General features: G+C 72.2%; 17 protein-coding genes, 2 tRNA genes and 1 pseudogene. 12 read left to right on the forward strand and 8 right to left on the reverse strand.

Features of this window, described 5'->3' with window-relative positions; genetic code table 11:
- Positions 1-4: 4 nt before the first annotated feature.
- A complete protein-coding gene (locus ABEA81_RS21985; protein WP_345607146.1) occupies positions 5-2,038 on the forward strand; it encodes a M3 family metallopeptidase in 2,034 nt (677 codons plus the stop codon).
- A 73-nt stretch (positions 2,039-2,111) separates the two neighbouring features.
- Here ABEA81_RS21985 and ABEA81_RS21990 read toward each other — a convergent pair whose 3' ends face one another.
- A complete protein-coding gene (locus ABEA81_RS21990) occupies positions 2,112-2,585 on the reverse strand; it encodes a MarR family winged helix-turn-helix transcriptional regulator (protein ID WP_345607147.1) in 474 nt (157 codons plus the stop codon).
- Positions 2,586-2,656: 71 nt separating this feature from the next.
- Between ABEA81_RS21990 and ABEA81_RS21995 the strand changes: the two genes are divergently transcribed.
- Entirely contained in the window at positions 2,657-3,211 is a 555-nt protein-coding gene (locus ABEA81_RS21995; RefSeq protein WP_345607217.1) for a carboxymuconolactone decarboxylase family protein, read from the forward strand.
- Here ABEA81_RS21995 and ABEA81_RS22000 read toward each other — a convergent pair.
- The gene (locus ABEA81_RS22000) at positions 3,195-4,364 is read right to left on the reverse strand and encodes a benzoate/H(+) symporter BenE family transporter (protein WP_345607148.1); all 1,170 of its coding nucleotides are present in this window, start codon (positions 4,362-4,364) and stop codon (positions 3,195-3,197) included. The genes ABEA81_RS21995 and ABEA81_RS22000 overlap by 17 nt on opposite strands.
- A gap of 48 nt (positions 4,365-4,412) precedes the next feature.
- Between ABEA81_RS22000 and ABEA81_RS22005 the strand changes: the two genes are divergently transcribed.
- From ABEA81_RS22005 to ABEA81_RS22015, 3 genes are all read left to right on the forward strand, one after another.
- Complete coding sequence (locus tag ABEA81_RS22005; RefSeq protein WP_345607149.1) at positions 4,413-4,976, forward strand: XRE family transcriptional regulator; 564 nt, start codon at positions 4,413-4,415, stop codon at positions 4,974-4,976.
- Positions 4,977-5,081: 105 nt separating this feature from the next.
- The gene (locus tag ABEA81_RS22010) at positions 5,082-5,291 is read left to right on the forward strand and encodes a hypothetical protein (protein ID WP_345607150.1); all 210 of its coding nucleotides are present in this window, start codon (positions 5,082-5,084) and stop codon (positions 5,289-5,291) included.
- Positions 5,292-5,342: 51 nt separating this feature from the next.
- Positions 5,343-6,356, forward strand: a complete 1,014-nt coding sequence (locus tag ABEA81_RS22015; protein ID WP_345607151.1) for an MsnO8 family LLM class oxidoreductase — start codon at positions 5,343-5,345, stop codon at positions 6,354-6,356.
- Positions 6,357-6,429: 73 nt separating this feature from the next.
- Here ABEA81_RS22015 and ABEA81_RS22020 read toward each other — a convergent pair whose 3' ends face one another.
- Positions 6,430-7,530 carry a glycoside hydrolase family 16 protein gene (locus tag ABEA81_RS22020; protein WP_345607152.1) on the reverse strand — a complete coding sequence of 367 codons (1,101 nt, stop codon included), beginning with the start codon at positions 7,528-7,530 and terminating at the stop codon, positions 6,430-6,432.
- A gap of 311 nt (positions 7,531-7,841) precedes the next feature.
- On the opposite strand from ABEA81_RS22020, the gene ABEA81_RS22025 reads away from it, so the two are divergent.
- Together ABEA81_RS22025 and ABEA81_RS22030 are read left to right on the forward strand one after the other, a co-directional pair.
- Complete coding sequence (locus ABEA81_RS22025) at positions 7,842-8,522, forward strand: response regulator transcription factor (protein ID WP_345607153.1); 681 nt, start codon at positions 7,842-7,844, stop codon at positions 8,520-8,522.
- A 138-nt stretch (positions 8,523-8,660) separates the two neighbouring features.
- Positions 8,661-8,936, forward strand: a complete 276-nt coding sequence (locus tag ABEA81_RS22030) for a GlsB/YeaQ/YmgE family stress response membrane protein (RefSeq protein WP_345607154.1) — start codon at positions 8,661-8,663, stop codon at positions 8,934-8,936.
- Between the two features lie 56 nt (positions 8,937-8,992).
- Here the strand turns inward: ABEA81_RS22030 and hisC are convergent, their stop codons facing one another.
- Complete coding sequence (gene hisC, locus ABEA81_RS22035; protein WP_345607155.1) at positions 8,993-10,045, reverse strand: histidinol-phosphate transaminase; 1,053 nt, start codon at positions 10,043-10,045, stop codon at positions 8,993-8,995.
- A gap of 61 nt (positions 10,046-10,106) precedes the next feature.
- Between hisC and ABEA81_RS22040 the strand changes: the two genes are divergently transcribed.
- From ABEA81_RS22040 to ABEA81_RS22055, 4 genes are all read left to right on the forward strand, one after another.
- Entirely contained in the window at positions 10,107-10,805 is a 699-nt protein-coding gene (locus ABEA81_RS22040) for a dienelactone hydrolase family protein (RefSeq protein WP_345607156.1), read from the forward strand.
- A gap of 99 nt (positions 10,806-10,904) precedes the next feature.
- Positions 10,905-12,866, forward strand: a complete 1,962-nt coding sequence (locus ABEA81_RS22045; RefSeq protein WP_345607157.1) for an acetoacetate--CoA ligase — start codon at positions 10,905-10,907, stop codon at positions 12,864-12,866.
- A gap of 54 nt (positions 12,867-12,920) precedes the next feature.
- Positions 12,921-13,010 (forward strand) — tRNA-Ser (locus ABEA81_RS22050).
- 56 nt (positions 13,011-13,066) lie between these two features.
- A tRNA-Arg gene (locus tag ABEA81_RS22055) sits at positions 13,067-13,142 on the forward strand.
- Positions 13,143-13,206: 64 nt separating this feature from the next.
- On the opposite strand, the gene ABEA81_RS22060 is transcribed toward ABEA81_RS22055, so the two are convergent.
- The 4 genes and pseudogenes from ABEA81_RS22060 to ABEA81_RS22070 all read right to left on the reverse strand — a co-directional run bounded on the left by ABEA81_RS22060 (position 13,207) and on the right by ABEA81_RS22070 (position 14,373).
- On the reverse strand, positions 13,207-13,635 hold the full coding sequence (locus ABEA81_RS22060; RefSeq protein ID WP_345607159.1) for a site-specific integrase: 429 nt from the start codon (positions 13,633-13,635) through the stop codon (positions 13,207-13,209).
- Complete coding sequence (locus ABEA81_RS22065) at positions 13,616-13,933, reverse strand: hypothetical protein (protein ID WP_345607160.1); 318 nt, start codon at positions 13,931-13,933, stop codon at positions 13,616-13,618. Before ABEA81_RS22065 ends, ABEA81_RS22060 begins: the two co-directional genes overlap by 20 nt.
- Before the next feature lie 49 nt (positions 13,934-13,982).
- Positions 13,983-14,114: pseudogene (locus tag ABEA81_RS42735) on the reverse strand (tyrosine-type recombinase/integrase); the annotation flags it as partial.
- A gap of 133 nt (positions 14,115-14,247) precedes the next feature.
- Positions 14,248-14,373, reverse strand: coding sequence for a hypothetical protein (locus tag ABEA81_RS22070; RefSeq protein ID WP_345607161.1), 126 nt, complete (start codon positions 14,371-14,373; stop codon positions 14,248-14,250).
- 403 nt (positions 14,374-14,776) lie between these two features.
- On the opposite strand from ABEA81_RS22070, the gene ABEA81_RS22075 reads away from it, so the two are divergent.
- Entirely contained in the window at positions 14,777-15,415 is a 639-nt protein-coding gene (locus ABEA81_RS22075) for a TMEM175 family protein (RefSeq protein WP_345607162.1), read from the forward strand.
- The last annotated feature ends 620 nt before the right edge of the window (positions 15,416-16,035 follow it).

Genomic DNA, 16,035 nt, shown 5'->3' on the forward strand with positions numbered 1-16,035 from the left:
ACATATGCTCGCGCGGGTGACCGGCAACCCGTTCCTGGCCCCCAGCCCGCTGCCTTTCGAGTTCCCGGACTTCGACGCGATCCGCGAGGAGCACTTCCTCCCCGCCTTCGCCGCCGGGATGGCCGAGCAGCGCGCCGAGGTCGACGCCATCACCGCAGACCCGGGTCCCGCGACGTTCGAGAACACGATCGTGGCGCTGGAGCGGTCGGGTGGCGTCCTGCGGCGCGTCTCGAACGTGTTCTTCACGCTGGTGGGCTCGTGCAGCACGCCCGGGATCCGGGAGATCGAGGCCGAGGTGGCGCCGCAACTCGCCGCGCACGCCGACGCGATCGCGCTCGACCCGGTGCTGTTCGCCCGCATCGAGGCGCTGTTCGCGGCCCGGCACGACCTCGGCCTCGACGCCGAGTCGCTGCGGTTGCTGGAGCGACGCCACCGCGACGCCGTCCGGGCGGGCGCCCGCCTCGCGCCCGGCGAGCAGGACCGGCTGAAGGAGCTGAACGCCGAGCTGTCGGCGCTGTCCACCGAGTTCGGCACCCGGCTGCTCGCCGGGGCCAACGCGGCGGCCGTGCTCGTCGAGGACGCGGCGCAGCTCGACGGCCTGCCCGCGGACGCGGTCTCGGCGGCGGCGCGGGCGGCGGCCGAGCGCGGGCACGAGGGCGCTCACCTGCTCACGCTCGTGCTGCCGACCGGGCAGCCCGCGCTGGCCTCGCTCACCGACCGCGGGTTGCGCGAGCGGCTGCACCGCGCGTCCACCGGCCGCGGGTTCGGCGGGGACCACGACACCCGCGACATCGTGCTGCGCATGGTCGCGCTGCGTGCGGAGCGGGCGCGGTTGCTGGGGCATCCGCATCACGCGTCCTGGGTGGTCGAGGTCGGCACGGCCGGCACGGTCGATGCCGTCGACGCGATGCTCGGGAAGCTCGCCCCCGTGGCGGTGGCCAACGCGCGGGAGGAGGCGGCCGAGCTGTCGCAGGCGGCGGGCTTCCCGATCGAGGCGTGGGACCGCGCCTTCTACGCCGAGCGCGTCCGCCGGGAGCGCTTCGACCTCGACACCGACGCGCTGCGGCCGTACTTCGAGCTGGAGCGCGTGCTGCACGACGGCGTCTTCCACGCCGCGGGCCGGCTCTACGGGCTGCGCTTCGCCGAGCGCCACGACCTGCCCCGCTACCACCCGGACGTGCGCGTCTTCGACGTGTTCGACTCCGGCGGGCAGCTCGGCCTCTTCGTCGCCGACTTCTACGCCCGTGACTCCAAGCGCGGCGGCGCGTGGATGAACTCCTTCGTCGAGCAGTCGCGGCTGCTGGGCACGAAGCCGGTGGTGCTCAACACGCTGAACATCGCCAAGCCGGCCGACGGCGAGCCCACCCTGCTCACCGTCGACAACGTGCGCACGCTGTTCCACGAGTTCGGCCACGCCCTGCACGGCCTGTTCTCCGACGTGCGGTACCCGACCTTCTCCGGCACGTCCGTGCCGCGCGACTTCGTCGAGTTCCCGTCGCAGGTCAACGAGATGTGGCTGGAGGACCCGGAGATCCTCGCGAGCTACGCGCGCCACCACGAGACCGGCGAGCCGCTGCCGGCGGAGCTCGTCGAGCGGCTGGCCGCGTCCCGGCGGTTCGGCGAGGGGTTCGCCACCACCGAGTACCTCGCCGCCACGCTGCTCGACCAGGCGTGGCACCGGCTCGGGCCGGACGGCGACGTCGGCGACGTCGAGCGCTTCGAGGCGGACGCGCTCGCCGCCGCGGGCGTCGCCGAGCCGACCGCGCCGCCCCGCTACCGCACCGCGTACTTCAACCACGCCTTCGGCGGCGGCTACAGCGCGGCCTACTACTCCTACATCTGGAGCGAGGTGCTCGACGCCGACACCGTCGAGTGGTTCGCCGAGAACGGCGGACTGCGCCGGGAGAACGGCGACACGTTCCGCCGCGAGCTGCTCTCCCGGGGCGGCGCGGTGGACCCGATGGAGGCCTACCGCGCCTTCCGCGGCCGCGACCCGGAGCTCGCCCCGCTCCTGGTCCGCCGGGGCCTGACGAGCTGAAGGGACGTCAGCAAAGCCACTTTCATGGCGTGAGAGGTCGTGAAAGTGGCTTTGCTGACATGGGGGCTGCCGCTCAGGGGCCGAACCAGCCCGCCACGTCCAGGCGGATGGCCGTGGGGGGCACCACCGTGCGGAGGTTCGCCTCCAGCGCGCGTACCCCGTCGGCACCCAGCTGCTCGGCCCACTCCGCCCGCAGCCGCTCGAACACGGCCGCGGAGCGGGCCAGCGAGTCGAACCCGCGTGGCGTGAGCCGCACCAGCTTGCGCCGGGCGTCGGCGGCATCCGCGCTGCGCTCCGCGTAGCCCAGCTCGACGAGCCGGTCGACGGTCTTGCCCGCCGCCTGCTTCGACACCCCCAGGCGCCTTCCCAGCTCGCTCGCGGTGGCCCCGTCGCGGCCGATCGCCTGCATGGCGAAGCCGTACGCCGGGCGCACGTCGGGGTGGCCCTGGCGGGCGAGCTCGGCGTGCAAGCGGTCGATCAGCGTGCGGAAGCCGCCGAAGAGCAGCAGCGGGAGCATCCAGCCCGGCTCGTCCTCCGGTTCAGCCATCGACAGAACCGACAACCTGGTTTACGGTTTGGACAACCACGTTGTCGATTCTAGGAGTACCGATGTCCTCGCTGTTCCCCGCCCACACCACCGCGACCGCGCCGCCCGCTGCTCGTCGCACGATGGAGGCCACCGAGAAGGAGTTCGGCTTCCTGCCGGCGGCCGTCGCCCGCCTCGCCGAATCTCCGGAGCTGCTCGACGGCTTCCTCCGGGCCAGCGGTTCGTTCGAGGCGACGACCCTCGATCCCGTCTCCCGCGAGGTCGTGGTCATGACGATGGCGACGCGCAACGGCTGCCACCTCTGCGTCGCCATGCACACCGGCCCGCTGCGCGAGCTCGGCGTCGGTGAGGGGCTGATCGCGGCGCTGCAGGCGGGCGGCCCCCTCGACGATGATCGGCTCGAGACGCTGCGCGCGTTCGTCCTCGAGGTGCTCGCCACCACCGGCGACGTCTCCGACGACGTGGTGCGCTCCCTCCTCGGCCACGGCTACACGCTGCGCAACGCGCTCGACGTGGTGCTCGGGATCGGTGCGTACACGATGTCGACCTTCGCGAACCGGCTCACCAGCGCCCCGCTGGACGAGCCGTTCGCCCGGCACCTCGGTCCCCTCAGCGAGGCGAGCTGACCACCTCGCTCCGCGTGCGACGCCGGTGCAGCAGGCTCATCCCGACCCCGGCCAGCAGGCCCCAGAACGCGGCGCCGATCCCGAGGAACCCGACGCCCGCCGCCGTCACCACGAACGTGGTGGCGGCGGCCTCGCGCCTGTCCGGCTCGGACACGGCCGACGACAGCGCCCCGGCCAGCGCGCCCAGGAGCGCGAGCCCGGCGACCGCCTCGATCAGCACCGGAGGCGAGAGCACGAGCAGGGCGGTCGCGTAGCCCGCGCCCAGGCCGAGGACGGCGAGACCGATGCCCGCCGTCACGGACGCGACGAAGCGTCGCCGGGGGTCCGGGTGGGCGTCCGGGCCGGCGGCGAGCGCCGCGCTGATCGCGGCGAGGTTCACCGCGTGTCCAGCGAACGGGGCGCAGGCGAGCGTCGCGACGCCGGTGCTGGTCAGGATCGGGCGCATCGGCGCGCGGTAGCCGTACTGGGCGAGCACCGCGGCGCCGGGCACGTTCTGCGAGGCCATCGTGACGAGGAAGAGCGGGAACCCGAGCCCTACCACGGTCGCGACGTCGAACGTCGGCGTGGTCCACACGAGCGCGGGGGCGAGTGCCACGTCGCCGAGCCCCGGGCCGGTCAGCGCGATCGCGACGGTTGCTACCACGAGCGCGGCCGGCACGGCCCAGGTCCGCGCGAACCGGCCGACGAGCGCCCAGACCGCGATCACCGGCGCGGCGAGCAGCGGAACCTCCGCGAGCGCCCGCACCGGGGCGACGCACAGCTCCACGAGCACCCCGGCGAGCATCGCGCTCGCGATGGGCACCGGGATCAGCGCGATCAGCCGCCCGACCGCGGGCACCAGCCCGGCCACCACGACGAGCACGCCGCAGACCAGGAACGCGCCGACGGCCGCGGGGAAGCCGCCGGGCGGTGTGCCCGACGAGATCAGCAGCGCCGCGCCCGGCGTGGACCAGGCGATGCTGATGGGGATCCGGTGGCGCAGCCCGAGCACGAGCGCCACCAGGCCGGAGGCGAGGCACAGCACCAGCAGCCCGGACGCCGCCTCCCGCTCGTCGGCGCCCGCCGCGCGCAGCCCGGTGAGCACCACGGCGAACGCGCTGGAGAAGCCGACGAGCGCCGTCACGATCCCGGCGAGCACGGGTTGCAGTCGCACGGTCCCTCCCGACCGTTCCGTTTACGGAACGATGGCACGATAGCCGATGTGACAGCGGCGAGCGAGGGCGTTGCGCGTCCCGCCCTCACCGAGGGCGCGGCCGACGTCGGCCACCGCGTGCGCCATCTGCGCGAACGCCGGGGCATGTCGCTGTCCGAGCTGGCGCGCCGGGCGGCCGTCGGGAAGGCCACGCTCTCCGGGTTGGAGGCCGGCACCCGCAACCCCACGCTCGACACCCTGCAAGCCGTCGCCGCCGCCCTCGACCTGCCGCTGACCGCCCTGGTCAGCTCGGCGCCCGCCACACTCCGCGGCGCCGCCGTGCAGATCGAGCTGCTGCGCGTCTTCGACGACGGGCCGGTGACGTACGAGCTCTACCGGATGCGGGTGCCGGCCGGCCTCGCGCAGCGTTCAGCCGCACACCAAGCCGGCGTCACCGAGCACGTCACCGTGTTCGCCGGAATGCTCGAGACCGGCCCGGTGGACGCCCCGCTGCGCGCCGGCCCCGGCGAGCACGTCGAGTGGACGGCCGACGTCCCGCACACCTACGCCGCCCTCGGCGCGGACGACGTGCTGGCGAGCCTGCTCATCCGCTACCCCCGCGTCGACCACTGACGTCGCGTCCCACGTGCGAAGCCTTCGGTACCGGCCGGGCACTACGCTGTGCCGATGATCCTCTGAGCGCCGCCCGTCCCCACCTCACGACCTCGGAGGTTCTCCGTGTCCCAGTCCGTCCCACCCGTCCCCGAGCAGCCGAAGCCCGTCGCGGAGCCCGATCCGGCCACCGAGCCGGACGAAGGGTCCGCGCCGCTCAACCGCGCCGCGCGCCGCGCCAAGGCCAAGAAGGGCGAGCCCACGCACGTCGGCCCGCGCGGCGACCTGGTCCGTCAGATCCGCGGCGGCCGCCCGCACAGCAAGCGCCCACGCTGACACCCGGGGCGACCGCGGGGTCGGCCTGCTCGCACGGCGCACGGGGCCGGAATGGCGGGCCCGGACCGCCGCGTTGCCCTGACCGTGGTTCCCCCGGTCAGGCTCTCCTTGCTCGACCGCTCGCGCACGCGCGCGGGCGAACCGGACGCCGTGGCGCTCCGACACACGGTGGAGCGCGCTGAGCACGCCGAACGCCTCGGGTACCACCGGTTCTGGGTGGCCGAGCACCACGCCGTGCCCGGCATCGCGAGCGGGAGCCCGCCGGTGCTGATCGCGGCCGTCGCCGCCCGCACCGACCACATCCGGGTCGGCTCCGGCGGCGTGATGCTGCCCAACCACCAGCCGCTCGTCGTGGCCGAGCAGTTCGCGATGCTCGACGCCCTCTTCCCGGGCCGGATCGACCTCGGCGTCGGCCGCTCGCTCGGCTTCACCCCGCCGGTGCGCAGGGCGCTGCGCCGCGAGGCCGACGCGCCGGACACCTTCGCCGCCGACCTCGACGAGCTGCGCTCCTACCTCGAGGGGCGTGGCGCCGTCACGGTCCGGCCACGGCTGGAGCGCCCGGTTCCGATGTTCGTGCTGGCCACCGGGCGGGGTCTCGCGGTCGCAGCCGATGCCGCGCTTCCCGTGGTGCTCGGCGGCCCGGTGCTGGACGACCCGGATGTCGGTGCCGCCCTCGACGAGTACCGGGCGCGGGCCCGGTCCGCGGGCGGCAGGCCGTACGTGGTGGTCTCGCTCGACGTGCTGGTCGCCGACTCCGAGGCCGCCGCCCGTGAGCTCGCCCTCCCCGAGGCGTGGGCCCTGGCCGCGGCCCGCACCACCGGGCAGTTCCCGGCGCTGGAACCCGTCGACCCCGACCGCGTGCTCTCGCCCCGGCAGCGCACTGTCGTGGAGGACGTCGTGGGACGCACCGTGCACGGCGACGAGGCCGTCGTCGCCGCCGAGCTGGGTGAGCTGCTCGACCGCACGGGTGCCGACGAGCTGCTCGCGTCCACCTCGACGTTCGACCTCGGTGCCCTGCGCGAGTCCGACGCGCGGCTCGCGCGGCTGCTGGCCCGAGGAGCCTAGAACGTCCCGTCCCGCCCGGTGGGGAGCGCCGGGCGGGACGGGGTGTTGGGCGATCGTCGGAGAAGCTCCTGGGCTAGCGGTAGATCCGCATGTAGTCGACGTACATCTCGGTGGCCTTCGGCGAGCCGCCCTCGGGGAAGTAGTCGAGCTGGATCGTGGGGTGCATCTTGCCCGGCGGCAGGGTCTCCCCGTCCGTGCTCTCGAACCACTTCTGGCCGTCGATGTAGCCGGTGACCCGGCCGTTCACCCACTCGACCGCGTAGTTGTGCCACTGCGTGATGTCGATCATCTTCTTCGCGTACTTCTGGTCGCCGCCGTAGTGCAGGAAGAACGAGACATCGGGGGACGCGCTCGTCGTCTCGGCGAAGTCGATCTCGCCGTTCTCCTTGCCGCCGCCCTCCCGCCAGAGGATCAGCACCGGGTGGTACTGGTCGTCGCCCTTCGGGAACTTGGCGCGCATCTCCCAGCGCCCGAAACGCTGGTCCTCTTTCCAGGACATGCCACCGGTGTTGCCCTCGGAGTCGCCGCGGATCACGAGCATCCCGTTCTCGACGCTGATGGCGTCCGGCGTGCGGCGGCCGTTGCCGGCGTGCCCCTCGCTGTCGTAAGGGCTCCACAGGGGGCTCATGCCGCCGTTGAACTCGTCGCCGCCCACGCGCGTCCAGCCCTGTGCCGCGGCGGCCGACCGGCCCTCGCTCTTGCCGGCCGCGGCCTGCCCGGCACCGCTCGTCTTGCGCTCCGCGGCCTCCGGCTTGCGCGTCGGCTCCGGCTGGGCGGTGGGTGCGGCGGCCTCCGGCTCGGCGGTGGGCTCGGCCGTCGGTTCCGCGGTGGGCGGTGGCTGGGTGGCCGGCGGCGCCTGCGCGGGATCGGTGCGGGCGGCGGTGTTGCTCAGCTCCTGGGCCGCGAGCGATGGGTCGCCGGGCGGCTGCGCGAGCGTGGCGACCAGGGTGGCCACCAGCATCACGACGGCACCGACGGCCAGCGGTGCGAGCCGCCGGGTCATCGAGTTCGTCGGGGGCGCGTCGGTGGTGACGACGGCCTCCGCGTGGCGGGACGGCAGCCGGTGGCGACCCGTACCCGAGACGGCGTCGCTGCCCTGTTCGGCAGTGACCCGATCGATCAACTCGGTGGCTGAGCCCGAGCGACCGCCCACTGCGGAGGTTGTCCTTCGCATGGGCGGAACGATAGGGACGGTGACGTCTCGTGATCGGAAACCTGAGAGCCCGGGTTGCTCGTGCGCGCCCAGGTGTCGGTTGTACGCGCCGGGACGCACCTGATCGGCGATGTTGTGCGCGACATGTACTCCGTTCGGAGTAGCACGGCTCTCAGCTGACGCGCATGCGTCGTACTCGGAAGGGCGATGTCGCTCCGTTAGCCGATTGTTACGGGCCGCCCGCTGCGCCAAGGTGTCTGGCGATGCTCCCCGCTGCTCCCCCGGGGGGTGCGTCCTCGTACACGCCGGCCGCCGCGTCGGCGCGTGTGTCCGTGCCCCCGAACACGATGCCCCCGACCAACAACCACGTCCTGCTGGCGCTGCCCCCGACCGCCGCGTCGGCCTCCGTGCTGCGCAGCCTTCGTTCCGAAGGCGTGTCCGTCAGCCCGGTGAGCGACGGCATCGGCGTGCTCGACGCCGTCCGCAACCGCGACCCGGCCCTCGTCGTGCTCGACGTCGAGCTCCCGGGCCCCGACCAGGCCGCCGTGCTGGCGGCGGTGCAGAACGAGGCGCCGAACGTGCCCGTCATCGCCGTCACGCCGCGCGAACGCAGGCTCGGCCTGCTCGCGCTCCTGCGTGGTGACCGCGACGACTTCCTCGTGCGGCCGTTCGCCGTCGACGAGCTGGCCGCCCGGATCCGGCTGCGCCTGCGGATGGGGCCCGCTGTCGAGCACACCGTGCTGCGGCACGGCGAGCTCGTGGTCGACACCGAGTTCGGGGACGTCAGCGTCGACGGCCAGCCGGTGTCGCTGTCGCCCACCGAGTACGCGCTCCTGATGGCGCTGATCGCCGAGCCGGGAGAGGTGGTGCCACCGCACCGGTTGGCCCGCGAGGTCTGGTCCGAGCCCGCGTCGCCGAACCTCGTGCAGGTCTACATCTCCTACCTCCGGCGCAAGATCGGCCCCGATCGGATCCGCACCGTTCGCGGCGAGGGTTACGTCCTCGAGGCCTGACCGGCGTCGAAACCGTTACCGAACACGGCCCGACCGGGTGGCATCTGCGGTTGCGTAGTGCGACGCTCGTCACAGCGTGCTACCCAGTGCGTACACGAGCCGCGCGGGCTGCTGCCCGCACGAGAGTCGGGAGCGCGAATGTCCATCACCGGGATCATCACGGCCATCGTCATCGGCGCCATCATCGGGTTCCTCGGCCGCCTCGTGGCGCCCGGGAAGCAGAACATCCCGATCTGGCTGACCATCCTGGTCGGGATCGTGGCGGCCTTCATCGGAACGTGGATCGCCGGCCTGTTCGGCGTCGCCAACACGGGGGGCATCGACTGGATCGAGCTGATCCTGCAGATCGTCGTGGCCGCGATCGGTGTCACGGTCGTCGCGGGCATCTGGGGCAGGCGGGGCGTCACGCGCTGACCCGTCCGTCCGCAGGCCCGGTCCCGAGCTCGGGACCGGGCCACGAGCGCGCTCCGCTACCCCTCGAACGCGCGGGCCGCGGCGAGGAACGCGTCGTTCTCGTCCGCCGTGGACACCGTGACGCGCACGCCGTCGGGGTGGAACGGGCGCACGACGACCTTGTGGTCCAGGCAGTGCGCCGCGAACCCGGCGGTGCGCTCGCCGAGCGCGAGCCACACGAAGTTCGACTGCGTGGGCGGCACGGTGAACCCGGCGGCGAGCAGGGCGTCCCGCACCCGCACCCGCTCCTCGATCACGCTCCCGCAGCCCGCGAGCAGGGCCTCCTCGTCGTCCAGCGCGGCGATCGCGGCGGCCTGGGCGAGGGCGCTCACGCTGAACGGTGAGCAGACCTTCCGCAGCGCCGTGGCCACCTCCGGCGACCCGATCGCGTACCCGACCCGCAGCGCGGCCAGCCGGTAGGCCTTCGAGAACGTGCGGAGCAGCACGAGATTGGGGTGCGCGTCGATCAGGTCCATCCCGTCGACGGCGTCCGGGTCGGTGACGTACTCGTGGTACGCCTCGTCCAGCGCCACCAGCACGTTCTGCGGGACGGTCGCTAGCAGCCGCTCCAGCTCCGCGCGCGTGACCACGGTGCCCGTCGGGTTGTTCGGGCTGCAGACGAACACGAGCCGGGTGCGCGGCCCGACCGCGGCGGCCATCGCATCGACGTCGTGCCGGAACTCGGCGTCGATCGGCACGGTGCGGATCGTGGCGCCGCCGATCTGCGTGACGATCGGGTACGCCTCGAACGAGCGCCATGCGAACACGACCTCGTCCTCGGGTTCCCGGCAGGTCGCCTGCACCAGCTGCTGGCACAGGCTCACGGATCCGCATCCCACCGCGATCCGCTCGGCGGCGACGCCCTTGGCCTCGGCCAACCGTGCGGTCAGGCCGGTGACGGCCAGGTCCGGGTAGCGGTTCCCGCCGGTCGCGGCCTCCGCGATGGCCGCCAGCACCTTGGGGGTGGGCGGCAGCGCCACCTCGTTGCTGGCCAGCTTGATCGCACCCGGGATGGTCTTCCCGGGCACGTAGGCCGGCAGGGTGTCGAGGTCCGGGCGGATCTGCGTCATGAAGGTCACCGTAATCGTGCCCGGGGCCGCCGACTTCACCCAGCCGTGACACCCTTGTCCAATGACCGATATCCGCACCGAGACCGTCCCGCTGGTCGACGGCAGTGCGCTGCGGCTCACCGTCGCAGAACCGGTCAGCGCGATCCGCGGGGGGATCGTTGTGCTGCACGAGGCGCGGGGTGTCACCGACTCCGTACGCGGCATCGTGCACGGCCTCGCCGCGGACGGCTGGCTCGCCGTCGCCCCACATCTCTACCACCGTGACGGTGCCGACGAGCTCGACGGCGCCGACGACGAGGTTCAGCAACAGGTCGACCGGCTCGAGGGCGAGCAGGTGATGGCCGACACCGACACGGCGTTCGGATGGCTCGCCGAGCACGGCGTCACCCCGGACCTGATGGGGGTGATCGGCTTCGACCTCGGCGGCTCGGTGGCGCTGCTCGTGGCCGCCAAACGCACGCTCGGCGCGGCCGTCACCGTGGCCGGCGAGCGGGTGGCGGCCACCCCGGCCACCGGGCTTCCCGCGCTCGTCGACGCCGCGCCCGGCCTGACGTGTCCCTGGCTGGGCATCTACGGCGAGGTCGACGGGGGCGAGACCGACCCCGAGGTCACCCGGCTGCGCGACGCGGCGTCGTCGTCGCAGGTTGCCACGGACGTCGTCGTCTACCCGCGCCGGGGCCACCGCTTCGACGACGACCCCGAGGTGGCCGCCGACGCCTGGCAGCGCACGCTCAACTGGTTCGACTCGCACCTGCGCTGACCCCCGTCGCCGACCCACGACACCGGCGCGCGCGACCACGACGCACGACACAGCGCCCGCCTCTGGCGCCGGCGGGACGTCGGACTGCATGCTGCGCGTATGAGCGGCGCCGAAGCCCCCGAGGTTCTGTGGACCCCCGATCCCGAGCACCACGGTCGGTTGGCCGAGTTCACCGAATGGGTGCGGGAGCACCGGGGCGTCGACGCACCGGACTACGCCGCGCTGCACGCCTGGTCGGTGGGGGACCAGGCGGGCTTCTGGTCGGCCGTCGCCGAGTTCCTCGAGGTCCGCTTCCACGAGCCGCCGACCGCGGTGCTCGGCCGTGCCGAGATGCCCGGCGCCGAGTGGTTCCCCGGCGCCACGCTGAACTACGCCGAGCAGGCCCTCGCGGTCGGCTCCGACGCCGACCCCGCGGTCGTCTTCGCCCGGGAGGACGGCCTCGAGCGCGAGGTCACGCGCGGGGAGCTGCGGGACATGGTGGGGCGGGCCCGCGCCGGGCTCGTGCGCGCAGGCGTCGGCAAGGGCGACCGCGTCGTCGCGCTGGCGCCCAACTGCGTCGAGACCCTGGTCACGTTCCTCGCCGCGGCGAGCCTCGGCGCCGTCTGGTCCTCCTGCTCGCCGGACTTCGGCGCCCGCGCCGTCCACGACCGGTTCGCGCAGATCGAGCCGACGGTCCTCCTCGCGGTGGACGGCTACGTCTACGGCGGCAAGCGGTTCGACATCCGGAACACCGTGCAGCAGCTGCGGGACGAGCTGCCGACGCTCGCCGGCACCGTCCTCGTGCCGTACCTGGACGAGGCGGCCACGCTCGACGGCGCGGTCCCGTGGGCCGAGTTCACCGGTACCCCCGGTGAGCTCGCCTTCGAGCCGGTGCCCTTCGACCACCCGCTGTGGGTGCTGTACTCGTCCGGCACGACCGGCCTGCCGAAGGGCATCGTGCACGGCCACGGCGGCATCGTGCTGGAGCACCTCAAGGCGCTCGGGCTGCAGATGGAGCTCGGGCCCGGCGACCGGTTCTTCTGGTTCACCACCACCGGCTGGATGATGTGGAACTTCCTCATCGGCGGCCTTCTCGTCGGCTCGACGGTGATCCTCTTCGACGGCAACCCCGGCCACCCCGACCTCGGCGCGCTGTGGCGGCTCGCCGAGCGGCACCGCGTCACCTACTTCGGCACGTCGGCCCCGTTCATCCAGGCGAGCCTGAAGGCCGGTCTGCGTCCCCGTGACCGGTTCGACCTCGCAGGGCTGCGGGCGCTCGGCTCCACCGGTGCGCCGCTGTCCGTCGAGGGCTTCCGCTGGGTCGGCGCCGCGGTCGGCGAGCACGTGCAGATCTGCTCGGTGTCCGGCGGTACCGACGTCTGCGCCGCGTTCGTCGGCTCCGCGCCGAACCTGCCCGTCTGGCTCGGCGAGATCAGCTGCGCCTCGCTCGGCGCGGCCGTCGTGTCCTACGACGAGAAGGGCGAGGAGCTCGTCGACGAGGTCGGCGAGCTGGTGATCACCCGGCCGATGCCGTCGATGCCGGTGGCGTTCTGGAACGACCCGGATGGCAGCCGTCTGCGCGAGGCGTACTTCGACGAGTTCCCCGGCGTCTGGCGGCACGGCGACTGGGTCCGCCGCACCCCCCGCGGCTCCTTCGTCATCTACGGTCGCAGCGACTCCACGCTCAACCGCGGCGGCGTGCGGATGGGCACGGCCGACTTCTACGCCGTCGTGGAGGGCTTCGAGCAGGTGCTGGACTCGCTGGTGATCGACACCACCGAGCTCGGCGCCCGGGACGAGGGCGCGCTGCTCTGCTTCCTCGTCCTCGCCGACGGCGCCACGCTCGAGGAGGTGGAACCGGCGCTGCGCCGCGCGCTGCGCACCGAGCTGTCGCCCCGCCACGTGCCGGACCGGTTCGTCGTCGTCGACGCCGTGCCCCGCACCCTGAACGGGAAGAAGTGCGAGGTACCGGTCAAGAAGATCCTCGCCGGCACCCCGCCGGAGCGGGCCGTGAGCCGCGGCGCCCTCCAGAACCCCGACGCCCTCGGCCCCTTCCTCGCCCTCGCCGCCGGGGGGTCGTGAACCCCCTGGACGGGCCCATGTACTCTGGTCCGTGCTGGAGGCCGAGAGGCCCCGGGAGGCTTCGCCTAGTCTGGTCTATGGCGCCGCACTGCTAATGCGGTTTGGGGTCACCCCCCATCCCGGGTTCAAATCCCGGAGCCTCCGCGCTGGCGTGGCCGACTCCCGGGTCGGTTGCGGCATGATGTACAACTGAACAGCACGCGCCCGTAGCTCAACGGATAGAGCATCTGACTACGGATCAGAAGGTTAGGGGTTCGAATCCCTTCGGGCGCACCAGGTCAGGGCCTTGATCCGCGATCTTGTGTCACTCTGACAGCCGCATGTGACAGCAACGGCCACCTCACGACAGCTGCTCGTCGAGGTGGTCGAGTGCTATCCGCTGCGCCTCCAGGCACACGTGGCCATAGACGTTCATGCTCATCTCCATGGCGCTGTGACCGACGACCTCCATCACGATCCGCGGGTGGACTCCGAGCGCGAGCAGCAGGCTCACACAGGTGTGGCGGAGTCCGTGGAGGGGGACCACCCGGATTCCGTGATCGGCGCACAGCTCGTTCCACATGCGGGTCAGGTTCCGCGGCTCCAGCGGCGTTCCGTTGCGGGTGCCGAACACGTAGCCCTCAGGCGGCCAGAGTCGTCCGGGCGTGCCGTACCGCTCCTGAAGCCGGCGGTGGTGCTCGGCTAGGGCGTAGAGCGCCCGTGGTGGCAGAGGCACCGTCCGGTTCGAGCGCCGGGTCTTCGTGGGCAGCTCACGCAGCTTCCCGTCCACCCGCTGCACGGTCTGAGTGATGCGAAGCGTGCGGGCGACGAAGTCGACATGATCCCAGCGGGAGCCCGCAGACCTCGCTACGGCGGAGGCCGAGCATGAGAAGCAGCACCCAGAGCGCGTGCAACCGATCTTCGGTCGTCGCGTCGAGCAGCTTGCGGGCTTCGACCCGAACGAGCCTGGCGACGTTGCGGCTGACCAGTTCCTCGCGGTAGGCGTGCTCCAGCGCGGCGCGCAGCGTTGCGTGCACGTACTGGATCGTCCGAGTGCCGATCCCGTCGGATCGCATGGCGTCGACCATCAGGCGGATGTCGCGGACCCCGAGCCGGACGAGCTTCCTTCTTGCCGATGCATGGCTTCAGGTGAAGGCGGCCGTTGCCCTCGTAGGCCACCCACGTTGTCGCCCGCACGTGTCGCTTCACGTGGATCAGCCACTCGTCGAGGTAGGCCGCCACGGTCAGACTCGCCGGGGCAACCGGCATGTGCTTCTCGGCCCGGTCCAGCAGCTCGCGGAGCTTCTTGCTCGCCTCGGTGCGGGTCTTGGCGTAGAGGGCTTGCCGGCGAATGCCCCCACCGACAACAGAGAAGTCCGCCAGCTGATGTGCATCGTTTGGCCTAGGGAACTGAGGTGTCGGCGGTCCGTGGCCGCTGGCCCTTGATGCTACGCGTGGGCTGGTCGGTGGTGCGGCGGACGATCTTGCTGTCGCCGTCGGGCAGCTCGATCGCCAGGGTCGTCCACACGTGCACGGTGACGGTGTGGTGGGTGAACTGACGGCCCAGAGCGACCTTCTGGCCGGCGACCCTGATGAGCCCGGTGTTGGATGGAGGCGCGACGCTCCACGGTGATCGGCTCGGTCGAGGGGCGGGGCACCAGGCCGGGTGGACGGCCGCGCTGGAGCCGCGCGGCCTGTCCGGGCGCCAACGGGTTGGGTCGGGTGCGCAACGGCTCGCGGGTCTCGGGATCGAAGAACAACAGTGGTTCGCGGGGTCCGGGGTCGAAGAACAGCAGCGGGGCGCCGTCCTCGATCCAGAGCCCGACCCGGCGCCTGGCCAGCGTCCAGGCTGCCAGCACGACTCAGGGGCGAGTGTGGGATATCCGAGCGATTCTGCCGGCCGACCAAGTCCGACCTGGCAGGGTGGCGACATGGCGCGCTTCGCAACCCAGCGCGGGCTCGATCGGCTGGTCAACTTCTCGGACGCCACGGTCGCGATCGCCGTGACCGTGCTGGTGCTGCCGCTCGCGGAACTTGCCGGCCAGGCGCATCGCGGCGGGGTGGATGCGTTCCTGGCCGATCACGCCTCGGACATCGGCGCCTTCGTCATCTCGTTCCTCGTGATCGCGGTCCTCTGGAGGGAGCACCATCGGCTGTTCGAGCTGCTCGTCTCCTACGACGGTCCGCTGCTCGTGCTCAACTTCGTGTGGCTCTTCGCCATCGTGGTGATCCCCTTCAGCACGGCGATCACTCAAGATCAGCCCGCACACGATCGGCTTTCTTCGGCCTTCTATCTCGGGAATCTGCTCCTTGCGTTCGTCGCGCTCGCGGCGATGCACCTGGTTGCGCGGTATGACCCCCCGGTCATGGATCCGGGGTGCCGCCGCACGTTCCGGGTCGGGCCGAGCATCGTGTTCGCTGCAATATGCGCCGTCGCGCTCATCGTGGCGGTAACGGTGCCTGCTATCGGCAGGTTCGCGGTCTTCTTGCTCCCGCTCACCGACCTGGTGTGGCTCGCCGTCGAGAAGACCGCCGGGCGCGATCTTCGCTACCGGGAGAGCTCCGACTGAGCTCCAGGACGACGGTCCCGTCGAGCGCATCGCTGACAGGTCTCGGATGATCACAACGTTGCGCGATCACGTTGGACGGCTGCGCTGGAGTTCGGGTGGGTTCGCGCCAGACTCGCTGTCAGCGATTGACGGCAGAAGGCGGCGCGGCCCGCAGCGGAGCGAGGACCAGCGCCCCCGCCTGGCGCGGAGCGCCGGCCTTGATCGACTAGAGCCAAATCAGCAACGGTCAACGCCGTAGTCCATCTCCTGGTCCGTTAGGTGCTTGACACCTTGGATCCCTTGTGTCGGCAGGCTGACTGTCCGCGAGTAGGTCCGCGAGCAGGTGGTGAGAACTTTCTATACGTCTTCAAGCCGTCCCCTGCCGGGGACGGGCCAGACTGCGCCGGACGGCATGCGCGGCCGCTACCTGCCGCTCCGCTCACGGGCGGCCGCGCGCCTATGGGCCGCCGGCCATGCGCCGGCAAGAGCAGAGCTACGCGACGTCGAGTAGATGTCATCCCCGCTGGCCGCAGATCGTCTTAGCGTGCCCTGCGGCGTCAACCCCGCTGCGCGCCCCGATCCCGCCACTGGTCCTGATAAGCAGGAGGGCGCCGGCGGCGTCGTGGTCACGTAGCGGGATC

It is taken from the genome of Pseudonocardia adelaidensis (genome assembly GCF_039543345.1).
Taxonomy (GTDB): Bacteria; Actinomycetota; Actinomycetes; order Mycobacteriales; family Pseudonocardiaceae; genus Pseudonocardia; species Pseudonocardia adelaidensis.